The following is an 18,144-nucleotide window of genomic DNA, read 5'->3' on the forward strand; positions in this document are numbered from 1 at the left end:
ATACATAACCCCAAGAAAAGTAGTAGCATTAACAGTTTTTTTAAATACCACGGTAATAAATTAACAATATATAAAAATATTACTCCTAAAACTTCTGAAGTGCTTGTATCAATAGTTTCATTTTGATAATACTCTTTATTTTTAAAAGTAAAAATTATCAAACCTGAAAATGAAATGATAGCGAAAATAATCATTAAAATAGTCATGTTGACTCCTCTTGATTCCCTCTTTTTTTACATTAGTATAGCATTCCTTATTCAACAAAATGGCAGTTTAGTTGCATAAGAAATTGCAATTATATGATTCTTTTGATGGATTAATGCTTTTTTGTTTAATAATAAAATAAAAATAATTCTACAAATATAAGTACCACTTATGTAACTTAAGCAATGCTTTAGTTGAAGGTAAACTTATTAAAGTTATCATCGTAATACGAGAGGATTGAGTGTGTGGTTAAGAAAATCTGTGATTATTTAGCTTTTTGTGGCTTAATTCTATTTATTGTTTATTCCGTTTATAGTATTTATGACATGTTACATTCTTCAACCAGAATTAATATGGTCACTTCATATTCATTAAGTTTAATTACATGTTTATTTGCTGGAATAAGTAGTCAACTGAGTAATAATAAAAGAACTAAAAAAATAGGGTTGATACAATTTTTATGTGTTGGAGGATTTGCATACTGTATCTTACTATCTATTAATTAACTACGGCTAATGTTATTTCAAAGAATTAAATTTGATTTTATGCAACTAACGCAATGCGTTAGTTCAACATTATAAAACAGCCACTGGCTGCTTTTTTGTATTTAGAGGTTTCTATAAAGATAAATTACAAAATCATCTAAAATTATTTAACCAAATGTAGGTATCATTGTGTTATATTCGATATACTGACTTTTAGTAAAATATTAAGGGGATAATAATTTGAACTATATTAAAAGCAACAAGTTGTTTATAGGATTATTAATTGCGGCAGTTGTCGCACTAGGTTTTTTTGCACCGACAATCTATAATTATACAAAACATTCTTTAAAGGTTCATAAAATAGAGTCTGAAAAGAAAGCGTTTTTAATAGAGATTGAGAAACAGGCAAAAGAAGGTAAAATGATTAACAGTCCTTTTAAACTTGGGGAATCTTCAGCATTGATTAGAAAAAACTGGGGAAAATCTGATATGTTTAAAGAAGAAGACATGAATAAAGAACCAACTAAGATGCATCCATTTTTTATGGATCTTTTTTCAGATGGACTAATTCCTATGAAATACAGAAGTAGAATCTATTCGAAACATGATACAAAATTTGAGATAACTCATGAAAATAAAATAAAAAGTATAACGTCAGTTGATAAGCGACTTGATAAACTGAAAAGGAATGAACTAACCAAATATTTCGGGAAACCTTCAATAGAAGGGAAAGATTACGTCGTATATCGGGTTGGAGATTATCAATTACTATTTAATTTCTGGCATGACGAAGAATTTTTTAATACGACTCGATACACTATTTTACGTAAAGACTCTAAGAAACAAATTGCAGAAATTAAAGAGATTGCTCAGTTAGCAAAAAAGGGAAAAGTTCCTGATGTACCTATTTCAATTGGAGAAACAAAAAATGGGGTATATAAGATAATGGGAGAGCCAGAAGATACAAATATACCTGGTTTAACATTAAGATATAAGAAAGCTTCCATTGAAGTTGATGAAAAAACAAAGAAAGTAATTGATATTTCACCCAATGCCCAGTTTTACCAAGCATCATTTGTAACTGTGAAAAATACACTCGGAGAACCTTATAAAGAAGAACAAAAACAGAAAGTTACAAGCCCAGTCATATCTTATCGATTTGGAAAATATGAACTAACATTTTTCTTTTTCACTGAATCAAGTAGTAATCCGGAATTAAGTGGTATTATGCTTAGCGAGATTGAATCACAGTAGTCATGGAAAATTAAAAAGTCATAATTTGAAATTACCTTATTCAACTAACTGATGCAATAGTTGAATAAGAAGAAGTTTATTTGTAGCTAATAGACTTTTAAAAAATGTTAAAAATCCTTTTTAATTTCTATATCTGAACAATTGTAAGCAATAAGATTAAACTAATAAAAATTACACTTTATTCGGGATGGGGTTAAATGAGTAGATATTTATTTATAGCAACAAATTATGAAATACCAGAATTAGATAATACAAATAAAAAAATTATTACTGTAAAAGAGGCAATCGAATCAGGAGTAAAATCAGATTATTATGAAGAGATGGACCCTGATGATAAATTAATAATATATGAAAATGAAGAAGACTTTGACGAGTTAGTTATTACAAAAGAAACAACATTTGGTGATTGTGGATTTACGAATCACTCATTCATTTATCAAATAGATTTTATTTACTCGATAAAAAGGGCGAATCAACTACTAGAGTACCTTAAAGCGAATATTAAAGAAGGACAGTTATTGGAACTATGGAAAGTTTGGCTAAGTGACGATATGAATAAGTTGAATATACCGTTTAGTAGATGTAGTTATGGGGAATTATCACATACTCATCTAGTCCAAATGTATAATTGGCAGCATGAAGAATACACTGAACAAGGTTGTTTAATAATAGATAGATAGACAGATAGATAAAAAAAGTACTTCTAATTGAACGAATGTATGATAATAATCGAACAACAAGAGTTGCATTAGCAACTCTATTCTTATTCAACTAAATGGCAGGATAGTTTAATAAGAATATAGAAACTTACATAAAACATATTATAAAATAGGGGATTAACCAAATGAAAAACTTTGGGATAATATTTGTATTTATGGGAGTTATTATGATGGTATTAGGTGGGTTAGAAAAGATACTTATTTCTTTATCTTTTAATGGTGATGGTAACGGTATTGATATGACCACTATTAAAAATTTAACACCTTCATATTTATGGAATATTACAAACTTCACCTTCTGGTTTGGATTATTATTTTTCATTATTGGTTTAAGTGTATTTTTCGAGGTCTCAAAATATTTTAAAGTGGAAAATGGATTTTATTACAATTCCTTATATAACTAACGCAATGCATTAGTTGAATAACACGATCGGCTTAAAAGTCGATTTTTTTTATTGAGCTAAATGGCAGATTGTATTGTTTTTAAATTTAAAAAGAAAAGGTCGATAAATATGATTATTAATGAAGATTTCTTTTATTTTTTAGGTTTTTTTGTATTTGGATACTTCCAAATACATATGGTTATATTCGTTAAAAAGAAAGATTTTTTATATGGGGAAAAATATAAAAGATTGAGAGATATGTTCTATCCTCTACCAGATATAGTTTCCTATTGGTTTTCTAAAATTTGCTTATTATTACTGGGTAGCTTTTTTATTTTCATTAGCTTCTATACATATTAATATTCCAACAATTAGGAGTTGATTATTGTATTTCTTATCCAACTAACGCATTGCATTAGTTGAAAATAAAAAGCAGTAGCTTTTTATTTTGACTTTCATAGACATCAAAGTTGATTTTAATTATCGTAACGATCATTTTACTTCCAATATATGTTAATGTATAATTGTTGAAAAGTTAGAATAATAGGGCATTTGGAAACTAAGTTTGTATAGGAGGTTAAAAATGATAGAACAAGTTACGGTTATGGCAAACGCTGCCTACCCATTGGAAGGGATTTTGACATTGCCAGATTCTCATACTGAAAAAGTCCCAGCAGCTGTATTTGTGCACGGGTCCGGTGCTTTAGATAAAGATGAAACCGTTGGTGCCAACAAACTATTTCGAGATCTTGCGGATGGACTTGCAAATCAGGGAATTGCATCGATTCGGTATGACAAACGAACCTTCGCCCATGGTAAGCAGATGGTTCAGGAACTTGGTGGTAAACTTTGTGTTAAAGAAGAGGTCATACAGGACGCGATTGAGGCTGTCAATATGCTAAAAAAAGATCCCCGTGTGGATGCAAATCGTATTTTCATAATTGGACATAGTTTAGGAGGAACGCTTGCTCCTAGAATTGATGCTGAAGGCGGTGATTTGGCAGGATTAATAATCTTAGCCGGCACTTCTCGAACGCTTGAAGAAGTCATCCTAAACCAAAATGCGGATTCCATAAAGCAGCTTGAGGCATCTCAACAAGAGTTAGCCTTAAAGCAAGTAAAAGAACTACAAAACATGTTTGATTCTATATCTGACATGACGGATGAGATTGCGCAGCAGACAATTTTGTTCGGTTCTGTTTATGCTTGGTATTTTAAAGAAATGAATCAACATCCTACTAAGGACTATTTATCGCAAAGCAAAAAATCTATTTTCGTTGTTCAAGGTGATAAAGATGTACAAGTTTCTGTCGAAAAAGATTTCAATCGATATCGTGAAATGCTAAAAGACCACCCAGATGCCACATTTAAACTCTATCCCGGTTTGAACCATCTGTTTATGAAAGCAGCTTTTGGTACGCTGAAAGACATTTGGAACGAATATAATATTCCTCAAACTGTGGACAGGAATGCTTTAGAAGATATAGCAAAATGGATCTTGTCGAAATAACCAAATCAAAAGGTGCTAATTCTTAATATTGTACTTACGAGAGCGTTAGTTTAACAAATATTGACTATTTCGGTAGTCTTTTTTTTTGCACTCTCGCGTAGTTTGGTTGAAGAAGTTTTGATGGAAATAAAAGAGGAAAATAGCGTTAAAGAGGTGACTAAAAAGTGATCATATGCTTTGAAGGTGCAAGTGCGGTAGGGAAAACAACAACTTCTAATGAAATTTCCAAAAGCACAAATACATATGTAATTCCAGAAGTTAACCTCTTATTTAATCGACCAAAAGCAGAATCTAACATATGGTATTTGGAACGACAAGTTGAACGGTGGCAGATCGCTAAAGAGAAAAGTAAAAGTTATGATACAGTAATTCTTGATGGGGATATTTTTCAACCATTAAGTTATAATTGGTGTTTTGATTTTAAAATATATAATCAAAGTCTAGATTTTATTGCTGATTTTTACCGAACTGAAATAAAAAATGGAAGAATTGGATTTCCAGATAAATATTTTTATTTATATACTGATACACATAGTTTGAGGTATCGCAAAGATAATGATACTACAAGACAGAGAAGGAATTTCGATACACATTTAGAGATTGCGAAGCCTCATCAACGCTTTTATGAAGCCCTTAACAATTTTGTTCCCGATTATGTTCATAGTATTGAGGCAAAAAATATTGAAGAAACTATAACTTCTATAACAACAAATTTGACTTCTGCATCATCAAGATTAGATATCTCATATTCATTGGAATTTTTTGATTGTATTGTAACTTGGCTAAGGAAAAACAAGGCTTAGTGAATTATTTCTTTTTCAAGTAAATCAGGGCCACTATTGGAACAGGTGTGGTCTTTTTATACTTAGTCTACCATCTCTCCCTAATGATTTTTTAGCCTTTCAAAATTAACTAACAGTCTTTTTTTCTCTTGATCATACGAACGTAATGCGTTAATTGCACAACATGAGTTGCCTTGGAACCTCTTTTACTATTCACCAAAATAACCATTTAATTTAAAAAGGAATGATATAATTAAATGGATAAATTTAGTAAAGCAATTTAATGATTGAACAGAATAAAAAGGTATTTACTTTTGTTAACCAGATTATTGAGGAGGGGATTTAATGGCAATTAAGCTGTGTCCCATGTGTGGTAATGAGAATAAGTGCTCAAGTGGGATGACTTGTTGGTGTAATGGTGAGTATTTCCCAAGAGAGATCTTTAATCAGATATCATCAGATGAGGTAAGAAAATCTTGTATATGTAAGTCCTGTTTAGATAAGTACAAAGAAGATAATAGAATAGAAGACATAAAACCTGCTGATATCGGACCAATGGTCTTTGGTCGTAAAAAAGAACCTAAACAAGACGGTGAAATATGTTACTGCTATGAGAAGTTTAAAGATAATCTTAAACCAGGAACAGTAACTAAGTGCTTCAAAGAGAAATGTGCTAATTACCTAAGTTGCACCTCTATCTAATTAGGGAAATTAGAATAGTTTTATTAAAAAAGTGGTGTAATTCTATGATTATATATAAATATAAAAAACTAATAGAAGATTTATTAACAAGGGAAATTACTGCTGATGAATTTCAGACTCGATCTTTTGAAACTTTTAAAGAGGCTAATGATAAAATTAATACAAGTTTATTTGAAATATTAAATGGTGTATTTGAATCAGCAGATTGTTATTGGCATGAGTGCCAAGCAGGTGAAGAAACAAATTTCGAGATTTCAGAAGAACAATTAAGAAAAGAAGTAGCCGAAGCGTTAGTAAAATTGAATAAGTTAGATATAAAGTAATTTCCTTGTGTAGTGCATCAGTTATATAAAAGTCCCCAAGGTTGTCTAATTAGACAATCTTTTTTAGTTTAAAAATCAACATTTAAATTCGACAGAGCCACAAAACAAAAAACACCCTTACCCCAAGATGAAGTAAGAGTGACAAAACATAATGCTTTTAAATATTTAATTTTCTTCTCTATTAACTCAAATCTTTCCTATTTCCCCGGTAGATTCCCTAATGATCAATCTAGTAGGCAATAAAATTTCATGTATTGGTTCATCTTTGTTTTCAATTCTCCAACATAGCTGTTCAACTGCTTTTTTGCCGAAGAAGTTTAAGTCGATATCCATCGTTGTCATTTTTGGTGATGCAATTTGAGACAGTTGTCCGTTGTCAAAACTACAAATCGATACGTCATCTGGTACATTGAATCCTCTTTGTTGCAATTCTGATTGAATGAGAAATCCAAGTCCATCATTTACACAAAAATAAGCTGTTGGTTGAGTTGTGAGCTGATCAAGTAATCCTTTGATGTGAGATTGTTCTTCTTTAGCATGATTTAAAAGGAATGCTTCGTTTTGTTTAATTCCATATCGTTTTAATGCTAAAAAGTAACCTTCTAATCTTTCTTGGTAACTTGGTGAAATATCGACATCACCAACGAAGCTAATTTCTGTATGTCCCAATTTAATTAAATGCTCAACAGCTGTAAATGCCGCGAAGCGATTATTCGTTAAAATTGAATCAGCATGAAGGAATGGTTCATGGTGATCAATTAATACGGTTGGAATTCCAGAGCTAATAACTTTTGCAGTATAGTCTGTACTAATATGAGATAAAATTAACAATCCATCAATTTCTTGATTTGTTAATAGATTAGGCATGATTAAATTTTCAACTGAATGCTGATCAATTGATTCAATTAAAAAATTCATGTCTCTAGCTTTTAATTCTTTTTGGATACTTAAGTAGATTTCACCAAAAAATCCAGTTAAAGAAAACGCAAGCTCTGAAGCGATTAATCCGATTGTTTTGACTGTTTTTTCTTCAATTGGTTTTTGCGTTCGATTATTAGAATAAGAATAACCTAATTCATCTGCAGTATCTTGTATAAGCTTTCTTGTCTCTTCGCTAACACCAGGCTTTCCAGATAATGCCTGCGAGACGGAGTTTTTTGAGATGTTCAAACGCTGAGCGATGTCTTGCATTGTAACTTTCTTTTCCATTAATAAATTTCTCCCCTAATCAATCTATCTAAATTATTATTCTAAAATTTCTATTGTAATTATATTGTAACGTTACAAAAAATGTAATGCAACTATTTGTAATGTACTTTGTTAAATTAATTAAAGTATAAAACTATTAAAATATTTAAAAATCACTTGACTAAAATTATGTTAGGTGGAATAATCAGTTTATAAGTTAATTAATAACGTTACAAATTATTATTTTATTAGTTTTGTAATGTTTTGGTAATGTGTTTTTGACGATTTGAAGATTAAATAAAGGAAGGGCACAAATAACTATTTATATTTATGACCTAACAACTATTATACCTTTTTTTCAAGTATTTGTTAGCGCTTACAGATTGAAGTAAATACATAAATGGAAATAGAAATAGTCAACGTGTTTTTCTTTTGGAAAGAAATTTGATTTTATCTTAATCATTGGAGGAAATACCAGATGAAAATGAAAAAAGTATCATCAGTCTTGTTAGCTGCTTCTTTATCTGTTGCTGGTTTATCTGCATGTTCCACAGGTAATAAGGAAGTAAAAGGTGGAGCGAAAAATGGCGTGACGACAATTGAGTTTTGGGCTGCACCAAATCCAACTCAACAAGTTTATTGGAAAGACGTAGCTGAACAGTTTACAAAAGAAAATCCCAACATAAAAGTAAATGTGAGTCCGATGAAAGAAAGTCCTACATCTGAAGCTAGTATTCAGTCAGCAATTGCAGGTGGAAGCGCTCCAACAATGTCTGAAAATATTAACCGTGGATTTGCAGCACAGTTAGCTGATAGTAAGGCACTAGTTCCTTTAGATGAATTAGATGGTTTCGACAAAGTGAAAGAAAGCCGTAACATGGAAAATACGATGAAGGGTTGGCAGTTTGCTGACAACCACCAATACGTTCTACCAATCTACTCAAACGCTATGCTATTTGGTTGGAGATTAGATATTTTAAAGAAATTAGGATTTAATGAACCACCAAAAACTTATAGTGAAATGTTAGCGGTTGCTAAAAAATTAAAAGAGAAATATCCAGATAAATATGTTTGGGCAAAAGCAGACCTTGCAGACCCAACAGCATGGAAAAGATGGTTCGACTTCTTCATGTTATACGATGCAGCATCAGAAGGTAACAAATTCGTAGAAGGTACTAAATTTACAGGTGATAAGAAAGCCGGAGAGCAAGTATTCGATTTCGTGAACGACCTACGAAAATCTAATGCATTACTAACAAGACAAGCTAAAGATCCATTTGAAACAGGATTAGGCATCTTTACTGATATCGGTCCTTGGACAATTTCTTATTGGGCAGATAAATTCCCAAACATGAAGTTTAATGAGACATACGCATTATCTACACCACCAGTTCCAGATGGTAAGTCTACAGAAAATGTTAAAACATTCGCCGATACAAAAGGCTTAGTTATTTATGCTTCTGCTACTAAAGAACAACAAAAAGCAGCGATGAAATTTATCAATTGGGTGTATTCAAATCCTGAAAATGATTTGAAATGGCTTGAGAAAACGAACTTACCACCAGCACGAGATGATTTAACAACAAATGATACATTTAAGGCGTTCTTTGATAAAAATCCAGCATTACAACCATATGCAGCAGCCGTTCCTAATGCGATTCCACCAATGGATAACGCAAAGTATAACGATATTCAAACTTATATTGGCCAATATGCATTCAATCCTGTAGTAAAAGGTGAAAAAAATTCTAAAACTGCATGGAAAGATATGAAAGAGGCAATTGAGGGGGCTCTTAAGTAATGAGCGCTAAACAAGGAAGGTTGGGCTGGCTATTTGCCAGTCCTTATCTTATTTATGCAGTTGTTTTCTTCTTAATTCCATTAGTATGGTCTTTGTTTTTATCATTTACTGATTGGAATTTAATTGCTCCAACATTTAGCTTTGTTGGAATTGAAAATTATACGGAAGCGTTTAAAAGTCCAGGCGTACAAAGTGCATTTTTCGTCGCATTCAAATTTATGGCGTTATTTGTACCAATGGTCGTAGCATCTTCAATCATTGTAGCTTTAATCGTTCAAGGTTTACCAAAGTTTAAAGGTTTATTTTTAATCGGATTTTTTCTACCGTATTTAGCTTCAGGTGTTGTTTCTTCATTAATTGTTAAAGGTCTATTATCATACAACAGCCCGATTAACGAGTTTTTAAGAAATTCACTTGGTTTAGATATTAACTGGCTAGGATCACCATTTGGTGCACTATTCACAGTAGCGGTTATTATTGCCTGGAAATTTACTGGTTACTATGCATTAATCTTAACTTCCGGTTTTGATAGCATTGATAAAGAAGTTTATGAGGCAGCTTTAATTGATGGAGTAACACCAATGCAACGTTTTTGGAAAATTACATTCCCTCTATTATATCCTGCATTATTTACAGTATTAATTTTAGCAATTGGTGTAACTTTTGGTATTTTCACAGAGGTTTACCAGTTAACAGGTGGGGGACCGAATTTCGCAACAAATACATGGCAAATGGAGATCTTTACTAGAGCATTCTCGAATCTTCAAGCTGGTTATGCATCTGCAATTGCGATTATTGCTTCGATTGTTACATTTATATCAATCTTTATTATTCGAAAACTTTTAGAAATGTGGGGAAGACGAAATGGTTGGAACTAAGAAAAAAGGATTATGGTTTCGTTACCTAATTGCCTCGATTCTCTTACTAGTTATGGTTTTTCCATATATTTATATGGTTTTAAATTCATTTGCTGATTGGAGCCAAGTAGACCGAAAGCTAATTCCAACAGGCTTTACTTTAAAATCTTATAGCTGGCTATTAGGTGGTGGTGAGTCAGCAATACCAAGACCTTGGATCAATGCATTTTTTAATAGTTTCTTTGTTTCTGCTGCATCTACATTATTAATGATGGTTACAGCGGTGATGGTAGCATATGCACTTGCTAAAATTCCTTTTAAAGGAAGGAACTTTATTAATAACTTTATTTTATTTCAAATGTTTTTCCCGGCGATAATTTTATTAATCCCTACATTCCTTGTAATCCAAAAAATTGGTATGTATGACTCATATTGGGGAATGATTTTACCAAAAGCGATGAGCTTATGGGCAGTCTTTATGTACACAAACTTTTTCAAAGCCATTCCCGAAACGTTTATTGAGGCGGCAAAGCTAGATGGGGCAAGTGAATGGCAAATCATGTTTAAAATTGTTTTACCGATGTCCAAATCAATTACAACTGTTATTTTCCTATTCTTATTTATGGAAAGATGGACAGAGCTTTTATGGGATATGTTAGTTGCGAAGAGTGACAATATGTTAACGCTAAACGTTTTATTATCACAAATGTTTGGTCCTTATGGAGGTTATCCAGGACCGATGTATGCAGCAGCAGTATTACTAACACTGCCAATCATTATTATCTTCTTATTATTTGCTAAAAAGTTTAAAGAAGGTATGCAGTTTACGCTTAAGTAATTCATGGATTGGAGTTCTAACGAAATGGCAAATTGGTGGAAGCAAACTACTTTTTATGAAATATATATGCCGAGCTTTAAAGATGGAAATGGAGATGGAATTGGCGACTTTACTGGCATCATCTCAAAACTCGACTATTTAAAAGAGTTAGGGATTGATGGAATATGGCTAACTCCATTTTATCCATCACCTAAGGTTGATAATGGATATGATATTTCAGATTATTATTCCGTTGATCCCGATTATGGAACAATGGAGGATTTCGAATTATTTATCCAAGAATCACATAAAAGAGGAATTCGTGTTATTGCTGATTTAGTTTTAAACCATACATCTTCTGAACATCAATGGTTTAAAGAATCAAAATCCAGTAAGAATCATCCAAAACGAGATTGGTATATTTGGAGAGATGAACCAAATAACTGGGAATCGTTTTTTTGTGGAACTGCGTGGGAGTTTGATGAATTAACAAACCAATATTATTATCATGCATTTGCAAAAGAGCAGGTCGATTTAAACTGGGCAAATCCCGAAGTAAAGCAAGCAATGTTTGATGTAATGGACTTTTGGCTTCAAAAAGGAATAGATGGTTTTCGGTTAGACGTCATCAATTTCTTAAAGGTAAATAATACGTTCAAAGGGAATCCAACTGATATTGAAAAAAATGAGCAAATTCATTTGCATGATAAAGATCAAGAGGGAATCTTGCCGATTATTTCTGAAATCGCCGAGTTTGTAAATCGCTATGAGGATAAGTTTTTAGTTGGTGAGGTCGGTTCAGATGATTTATCGATTCTTAAAGATTACTCAGGACTTAATAAATTAGAGGTCGTTTTCAATTTTAATATTGGTAGTATTGCTGAGTTTGACGCTAAAGAGATTTTTCAACAATTATACGAAACAGAGAAAATTTATGATGAAACACAAACTCCTACACTGTTTTTCTCTAGCCATGATATGTCTCGTTTTATTTCAAGATTTGGTGGAGATGAGGATCGAGCAAAATTAGTAGCAACATTGATGCTTACAGCTAAAGGTGTCCCATTTATTTATTATGGTGATGAAATAGGCATGCGAGATTGGATTACTGATGACATCCAAAAAATGAAGGATGTTCAAGGGCTTACAGCATACGAATTAGAAATGCAATCGAATGCGTCAGAAGAACAAGCTTTAAAAATTGCAAATGAAAAATCGAGGGATAAATCTCGTACACCGATGCAATGGAACTCAGAAGTCAATGTAGGTTTCTCGAATGTTGAACCATGGATTAATGTCCCAAATCATACTCTTTCGATTAATGTTGAGGACCAACTACAAAACTCAAATTCAATTCTTTCTTATTATAAGAGTTTACTGAACTTAAGAAGCCAGCATGCATCATTACAGTTAGGTCAGTATGAATTATTAAAGTATGAAGAAGAATTATTCTATTACATTCGCTCGAATTCTGATGAAAAAATAATCGTTATTTTAAATTTTTCAGATGAACCAAGATCAATCATGTTTGATGGTTATAAAACATTTGAATTACTACTTTCATCTAAGCGAGAAGACTTAGAATTTGCGAAAGATATAAAGGTTTTACCAAACGAAGTACTCATTTTAAAAGGAGAACAAGAGAATGACATTTAAACAAAAGCAAAATGCTCAAACTTGTGAAGAGTTAATTTTTGAATTCACAACGAAAAAGCAGCCAACGAATCCAGAAAAAATCGTTTTTACTGGTATTGGTAATCATGATGTATACAATATTAGTGCTCCTTTTGAAGACGAAGGTGAACTAGTTATAGCTGGGAGAGTTGAATCTCGTGATAGTGAACATTCATTTGTTTATTTCTTCGTTGAAAAAAATGGTGAATGGGTACCTAGAGAAGGATCACTTATTCTTGAATTACAAGATCCATTTTTTACGAGAATCGCTGGTGAATTAGTGCTTGGAGGCGTACAAATCTTTCCACATCCAGTAAACGCTGGGCAATTAGGTTGGAGAACCGTTTTTTATAAAGGTGATTCCATTGCAAATTTAGTGGAGTTTGCAAAAGGTCCAGATGGAATGAAAGACTTACGTCTAGTCGAGTTAAAAGATAAAAGGATAGGTGTATTAACTAGACCTCAAGGGGAAAAAGGTGGTAGAGGAAAAATAGGTTGGACAACAATTCAATCACTATCAGATTTAACTCTTGATGTGATTGATAACGCTCCATTACTTGAAACTCAATTTATTGATGAGCAGTGGGGCGGAGCAAATGAGGCCCATCTTTTATCAAATGGAAAGATTGGTGTGCTAGGTCATATTGCTAATTTTGATGAAGAGGGAAATCGTCATTATTATCCGATGGTATTTTGTCTTGAGCCTGAATCAGGTGCATTTTCAAAGATGGAATTAATCGCGACAAGAAGTCACTTTTTACCTGGACCATCTAAACGTCCTGACTTAATTGATGTTGTATTCAGCGGTGGATTAGTTCGTCATGCTAATGGCACAGCTATACTATTCGCTGGCATAAGTGATGCAGATGCTCAAAAAATTACGATTGTAGATCCGTTTTTACAATACGAACAATAAGTACGAATCATAGACAGACAAAGGAGCTAATAATAATGAATGTATATAGATATGAGGAAAATCCAGTCGTAACACCTGCAAGTGTAAAACCACATCGTCCTGACTTTGAAGTAATCGGTGCATTTAATGCAGGGATCGCAAAATATAATGATGAAATTATTATGCTTTTACGTGTCGCAGAACGTCCAATTAGTGAAAATCCAAATATTATCAAATCACCTGTTTTTAATCCAACTACAAATGAACTGGAAATTTTAGAGTTTAATGTCAATGATCCGAAATATGATTTTTCAGATGTACGTATGATTTGTGAAAGTGGAAATCAAAGCTTCACATATTTAACTTCACTATCGTATTTACGAATTGCTCGAAGCAAAGATGGCCATCAATTTACAATCGATGAAACTCCATTTGTATACCCTTCAAATGAATTAGAAACATTCGGGATTGAAGATCCACGAATTACACAAATTGACGATACATACTATATCTATTTTAGTGCCGTTTCACCTGTAGGTGTTGGAGAGTCAATGGTTTCAACAAAGGATTTTGTAACAGTTGAACATCATGGAATGATTTTTGCACCTGAAAATAAAGATGTATTAATCTTCCCGGAAAAAATTAATGGTAAATATTATGCACTTCACCGTCCTGTACCGAAAAGTGTAGGTGAACCTGAAATCTGGATTGCTGAATCTAATAATCTATTATATTGGGGCAATCATAAACATTTATTAGGTTTAAGAGAAGGAATGTGGGATAGTGCTCGAATGGGCGGAGGAGCTGTTCCGTTTAAAACAGAAAAAGGTTGGCTGGAGCTATATCATGGTGCAACTGAAGATCACCGTTATTGCATGGGTGCAGTTTTACTAGATTTAGAGAATCCAACTAAAATTATCGCTCGTTCAAATGAACCGATTCTGCAACCAGAAGCTGACTATGAAGTAGAAGGATTCTTTGGAAATGTAGTCTTTTCATGTGGCGCATTAGTGGAAGATGATGTTGTAAAAATGTTCTACGGTGTGGCAGACACTTCAATGGCATGTGCTGAATTAAGCTTACAAGAAATACTAGATTCACTAACTTATTTATAATCTAACTCTAATAGGAAGGATGTCATAAAGCTAGGAAATGAATTTACTCCCAATCTAACATTTTGGAATGGTGTAAAAGAAATCCATTATGCATCCTTTTTTCTTTATAAAATTTTTGGGAGGAATAAAGAGATGAAAAAGAATAATGACTGGATACTAGAAAAATTAAATAAAGAGGTAGCTAAAGGCTAGGAGCTAGCGTCTCAAAAATATTGATATTTTTGGAAGGTAAGTAGTCATCTTTGTAAATAGCCCCTCTTAAAAGAGGAGAATCATGAATGCTTCAAATTTTTAAATCTTTTTCGACAGAATTAAAGTTCTATTTAGTAATGAATACATTTTTTTCATTTGGAGGAGCGTTATCGGGGATCTTTCAAAGTGTATTTTTATGGAAGCTCGATAAAACGTACTCACTATTAGCGCGTTTCAGCTTGCATTGGTCAGTTGCCATTATTCTTTGCTTTGGTATTTGTGCATGGATTGCTAGAAAAACAAGTCCAATGATTACGATGCGATTAGGCTTCATCTGTTATTTAATCACCTATTTAATCATGCTTTTTTACCATGCAAATTTGAATGAACATATATTATTACTAGGATTTTTAAACGGATTGGCAATGAGCTTGTACTATGTTGGTGTTCATTTAGCCATCTTAGATTTAACAACTAATGAACAAAGAGATAAGTTTTTGTATGTTCAAGGGATCTTAATGACAATCGGAGGGGTTATTGCACCTCTTTTGTCAGGAATCATCATTTCTCAATTTAATGGAATGAAAGGGTATTATGTTGTTTTTACCGGTACATGTATTTTCTTCTTTATTGCATTTTTAACGTCCTTAAAGGTAAAAGGAAAACCAGTTTCTTCAAAAAGCCATTTTTGGGATGTTGTAAAAAAACCTTCACCGGAATGGAAAAAAATGTACTTAGTAATGTTTTCCGACGGAGTAGTATCTGGGGTATACACGACCTTTTTAATTACGATGATGACGTTCAAGGTAGCTGGCGGAGAGCTAAATCTAGGAATCTATAACACGTTCGCTCAACTAGTTGCGGTTTGTGCATTTTATTTTTTAGCTAAACTTACGAATCAAAATGATCGAATAAAGATTTTTGCAGTCGGTGCAATTTGTATCTTGCTCAGTTCTATTCTAATTTCTTCGCTACCCTATCTTATTTCATTAATTATTTTCGGCATTGTTTCGCCAGTAGCGATGAATATGATCAATACATCAATGAATGCAATGATTTATGAATCAATTGAACGAGATCCAAATTATAAGAATAAGCGATTGGATTATATTATTATTCGGGAAATTCCGCTTGGTATTGGAAGAATAATCGGGGTATTTATATTCCTAGCATTGGGGAAATACTTTAATCTCGAAGCACTTTTACCAATTTCCTTTAGCTTCTTTCCGATTATATATGTGGTGATGATTCCAATTCTTTATTTAATTTGGAAGAAACCACTCTCAAAATCCGTTCTTCAATCAAAGGAAGTATAAAAATTTAACGACATTATATTGGAGGGAAATTTATGTTAGGAGCAATCGAAGCAGGTGGAACAAAGTTTGTATGTGCAGTTGGTGACGAAAATGGCAATTTAATTGAAAGAATTCAAATTCCAACGACAATACCGGATGAAACAATCCCAATGGTGATTGAATTTTTCAATAAATTTCCGATAAGAGCAATTGGAATCGCTTCATTTGGTCCAATCGATGTAAATATAGAAAGCGCTACCTATGGGAATATTACATCAACTCCGAAAACAGCTTGGAAGGACTATCCTTTTCTTCAAGTGTTTAAAGATCACTTTTCGGTCCCAATTGGATTTAATACTGATGTCAATGCAGCGGCATTAGGTGAGGCTACTTTTGGTGCAGCAAAAGGTTTAGATAGTTGCCTGTATATTACTGTTGGTACTGGGATTGGTGCTGGTGCAATAGTGAATGGCGAGTTACTACAAGGGATTACACATCCGGAAATGGGCCATATTTTAGTAAGACGTCATCCAAATGATCAGTATGAAGGGAAATGCCCATATCATCGTGATTGCTTAGAAGGATTAGCTGCTGGTCCAGCAATTGAAGCAAGATGGGGAGTAAATGGTGCAAATCTTGTTAACCGAGAAGAAGTATGGGATTTAGAAGGCTACTATATTGCCCAAGCGCTTATGCAATATATTTTAATTTTATCGCCTAAGAAGATTGTTCTTGGTGGAGGAGTAATGAATCAAAAACAAGTCTTTAATAGCATCTATAAATATTTAACAGAATTAGTTTGTGATTATGTTAGTTTACCAGAGTTATCTGAATATATCGTACTACCAGGCTTAGGAGATCGAGCTGGAATCACAGGGGCTCTTATGCTTGCACAAAACGCTTTAAATAAAAACGCACTAGTTTAAGTAGATTATAGGAGGAAATTACCATGCAACCATTATTTTTAAAACCAGTATTTAAAGAACGAATTTGGGGCGGTACAGCTTTAAAAACGGATTTTAACTATGAAATACCAAATAAAAATACAGGTGAATGCTGGGCAATTTCAGCTCATCCTCATGGGGCCTCTATCATTGAAAATGGCCCATTCGCAGGTACGGCTTTAAATGAATTATGGACGAAGCAACCAGAATTATTTGGTCACCCAAAGGAACAGGTATTTCCACTATTAACAAAGATATTAGATGCAAATATGGATTTATCCGTTCAAGTACATCCTGAAGATACGTATGCAAAAATAAATGAAAATGGCGACCTTGGGAAAACAGAATGCTGGTACATTCTTGACTGTAAAGAAGACGCAGATATGATCTTTGGTCATAATGCCAAATCAAAAGATGAATTAATTAACCAAATTAAAAAGGGAGAATGGTCTCACTTACTAAGAAGAGTGAAGATTAAACCAGGTGACTTTTTCTATGTACCTAGTGGAACTATTCACGCATTATGTGAAGGCACACTCGTATTAGAAACACAGCAAAGCTCTGATACAACTTATCGCGTTTACGATTATGACCGAAAAGATCAAAAAGGAAATGTAAGAGAACTGCATTTAGATAAAGCAATCGACGTAACAACAGTACCTCATAAAGAAGCACAAGTGGAATTTAAAACAGAACAAAAAGAAAATATAAAAATTAATACATTTGTAGATTCAGAGTTTTTCACCGTCCATAAATGGGATATTACTGGAGAAGCCTATTTAACTTATAACGATCAATATTTACTTTTAAGTGTTATAAAAGGGAATGGAAAATTAATCCACAGTGGTGAAGAATATCATTTAACAAAAGGATCCAACTTTATCATTCCTGTTGGATTTGGCGAGTTTGTTTTAGATGGGGATTGTGAAATAATAGTTTCTCACACTTAAATATGTTTGAATATTGAAAAAAGAATCAGTGCAGATTTGCACTGATTCTTTTTT

General features: G+C 32.8%; 18 protein-coding genes. 16 read left to right on the top strand and 2 right to left on the bottom strand.

Annotation, left to right across the window (positions count from 1 at the left end; translation table 11 throughout):
- On the bottom strand, positions 1-206 hold a 206-nt coding region (locus CN692_RS26475), incomplete at its 3' end, for a hypothetical protein (protein ID WP_218923554.1).
- A gap of 723 nt (positions 207-929) precedes the next feature.
- Between CN692_RS26475 and CN692_RS14720 the strand changes: the two genes are divergently transcribed.
- The 7 genes from CN692_RS14720 (at position 930) to CN692_RS14750 (ending at position 6,362) form a co-directional block, all read left to right on the top strand.
- Positions 930-1,943, top strand: a complete 1,014-nt coding sequence (locus tag CN692_RS14720) for a DUF4309 domain-containing protein (protein WP_098119928.1) — start codon at positions 930-932, stop codon at positions 1,941-1,943.
- A 197-nt stretch (positions 1,944-2,140) separates the two neighbouring features.
- Positions 2,141-2,623: a magnesium transporter gene (locus CN692_RS14725; RefSeq protein ID WP_098119929.1), complete on the top strand. Its 483-nt coding sequence runs from the start codon at positions 2,141-2,143 to the stop codon at positions 2,621-2,623.
- 164 nt (positions 2,624-2,787) lie between these two features.
- A complete protein-coding gene (locus CN692_RS14730) occupies positions 2,788-3,066 on the top strand; it encodes a hypothetical protein (RefSeq protein ID WP_098119930.1) in 279 nt (92 codons plus the stop codon).
- A 562-nt stretch (positions 3,067-3,628) separates the two neighbouring features.
- Positions 3,629-4,555, top strand: coding sequence for an alpha/beta hydrolase family protein (locus CN692_RS14735; protein ID WP_098119931.1), 927 nt, complete (start codon positions 3,629-3,631; stop codon positions 4,553-4,555).
- 164 nt (positions 4,556-4,719) lie between these two features.
- Positions 4,720-5,358, top strand: coding sequence for an AAA family ATPase (locus tag CN692_RS14740; protein ID WP_098119932.1), 639 nt, complete (start codon positions 4,720-4,722; stop codon positions 5,356-5,358).
- Between the two features lie 324 nt (positions 5,359-5,682).
- Positions 5,683-6,039 carry a cysteine-rich CWC family protein gene (locus tag CN692_RS14745; protein WP_098119933.1) on the top strand — a complete coding sequence of 119 codons (357 nt, stop codon included), beginning with the start codon at positions 5,683-5,685 and terminating at the stop codon, positions 6,037-6,039.
- Positions 6,040-6,083: 44 nt separating this feature from the next.
- A complete protein-coding gene (locus CN692_RS14750) occupies positions 6,084-6,362 on the top strand; it encodes a colicin immunity domain-containing protein (RefSeq protein WP_098119934.1) in 279 nt (92 codons plus the stop codon).
- Positions 6,363-6,548: 186 nt separating this feature from the next.
- On the opposite strand, the gene CN692_RS14755 is transcribed toward CN692_RS14750, so the two are convergent.
- Positions 6,549-7,571, bottom strand: a complete 1,023-nt coding sequence (locus tag CN692_RS14755; protein WP_098119935.1) for a LacI family DNA-binding transcriptional regulator — start codon at positions 7,569-7,571, stop codon at positions 6,549-6,551.
- A 457-nt stretch (positions 7,572-8,028) separates the two neighbouring features.
- On the opposite strand from CN692_RS14755, the gene CN692_RS14760 reads away from it, so the two are divergent.
- From CN692_RS14760 to manA, 9 genes are all read left to right on the top strand, one after another.
- Positions 8,029-9,351: an ABC transporter substrate-binding protein gene (locus CN692_RS14760; RefSeq protein ID WP_218923555.1), complete on the top strand. Its 1,323-nt coding sequence runs from the start codon at positions 8,029-8,031 to the stop codon at positions 9,349-9,351.
- On the top strand, positions 9,351-10,229 hold the full coding sequence (locus tag CN692_RS14765) for a carbohydrate ABC transporter permease (RefSeq protein WP_098119936.1): 879 nt from the start codon (positions 9,351-9,353) through the stop codon (positions 10,227-10,229). Before CN692_RS14760 ends, CN692_RS14765 begins: the two co-directional genes overlap by 1 nt.
- The gene (locus CN692_RS14770) at positions 10,216-11,046 is read left to right on the top strand and encodes a carbohydrate ABC transporter permease (protein WP_098119937.1); all 831 of its coding nucleotides are present in this window, start codon (positions 10,216-10,218) and stop codon (positions 11,044-11,046) included. Before CN692_RS14765 ends, CN692_RS14770 begins: the two co-directional genes overlap by 14 nt.
- Before the next feature lie 24 nt (positions 11,047-11,070).
- Complete coding sequence (locus CN692_RS14775; RefSeq protein WP_257144035.1) at positions 11,071-12,681, top strand: glycoside hydrolase family 13 protein; 1,611 nt, start codon at positions 11,071-11,073, stop codon at positions 12,679-12,681.
- A complete protein-coding gene (locus CN692_RS14780) occupies positions 12,671-13,615 on the top strand; it encodes an MTP-1 family protein (RefSeq protein WP_098119938.1) in 945 nt (314 codons plus the stop codon). The genes CN692_RS14775 and CN692_RS14780 overlap by 11 nt, the downstream gene beginning before the upstream one ends.
- 35 nt (positions 13,616-13,650) lie before the next feature.
- Positions 13,651-14,709, top strand: a complete 1,059-nt coding sequence (locus CN692_RS14785; protein ID WP_098119939.1) for a BtaManbiosPhlase — start codon at positions 13,651-13,653, stop codon at positions 14,707-14,709.
- A gap of 278 nt (positions 14,710-14,987) precedes the next feature.
- Positions 14,988-16,217: an MFS transporter gene (locus CN692_RS14790; protein WP_098119940.1), complete on the top strand. Its 1,230-nt coding sequence runs from the start codon at positions 14,988-14,990 to the stop codon at positions 16,215-16,217.
- A gap of 32 nt (positions 16,218-16,249) precedes the next feature.
- Complete coding sequence (locus CN692_RS14795) at positions 16,250-17,122, top strand: ROK family protein (RefSeq protein WP_098119941.1); 873 nt, start codon at positions 16,250-16,252, stop codon at positions 17,120-17,122.
- 23 nt (positions 17,123-17,145) lie between these two features.
- Entirely contained in the window at positions 17,146-18,090 is a 945-nt protein-coding gene (gene manA, locus CN692_RS14800; RefSeq protein WP_179874454.1) for a mannose-6-phosphate isomerase, class I, read from the top strand.
- The last annotated feature ends 54 nt before the right edge of the window (positions 18,091-18,144 follow it).

This window comes from Bacillus sp. AFS002410 (assembly GCF_002556365.1).
Lineage (GTDB): Bacteria > Bacillota > Bacilli > Bacillales > Bacillaceae_G > Gottfriedia.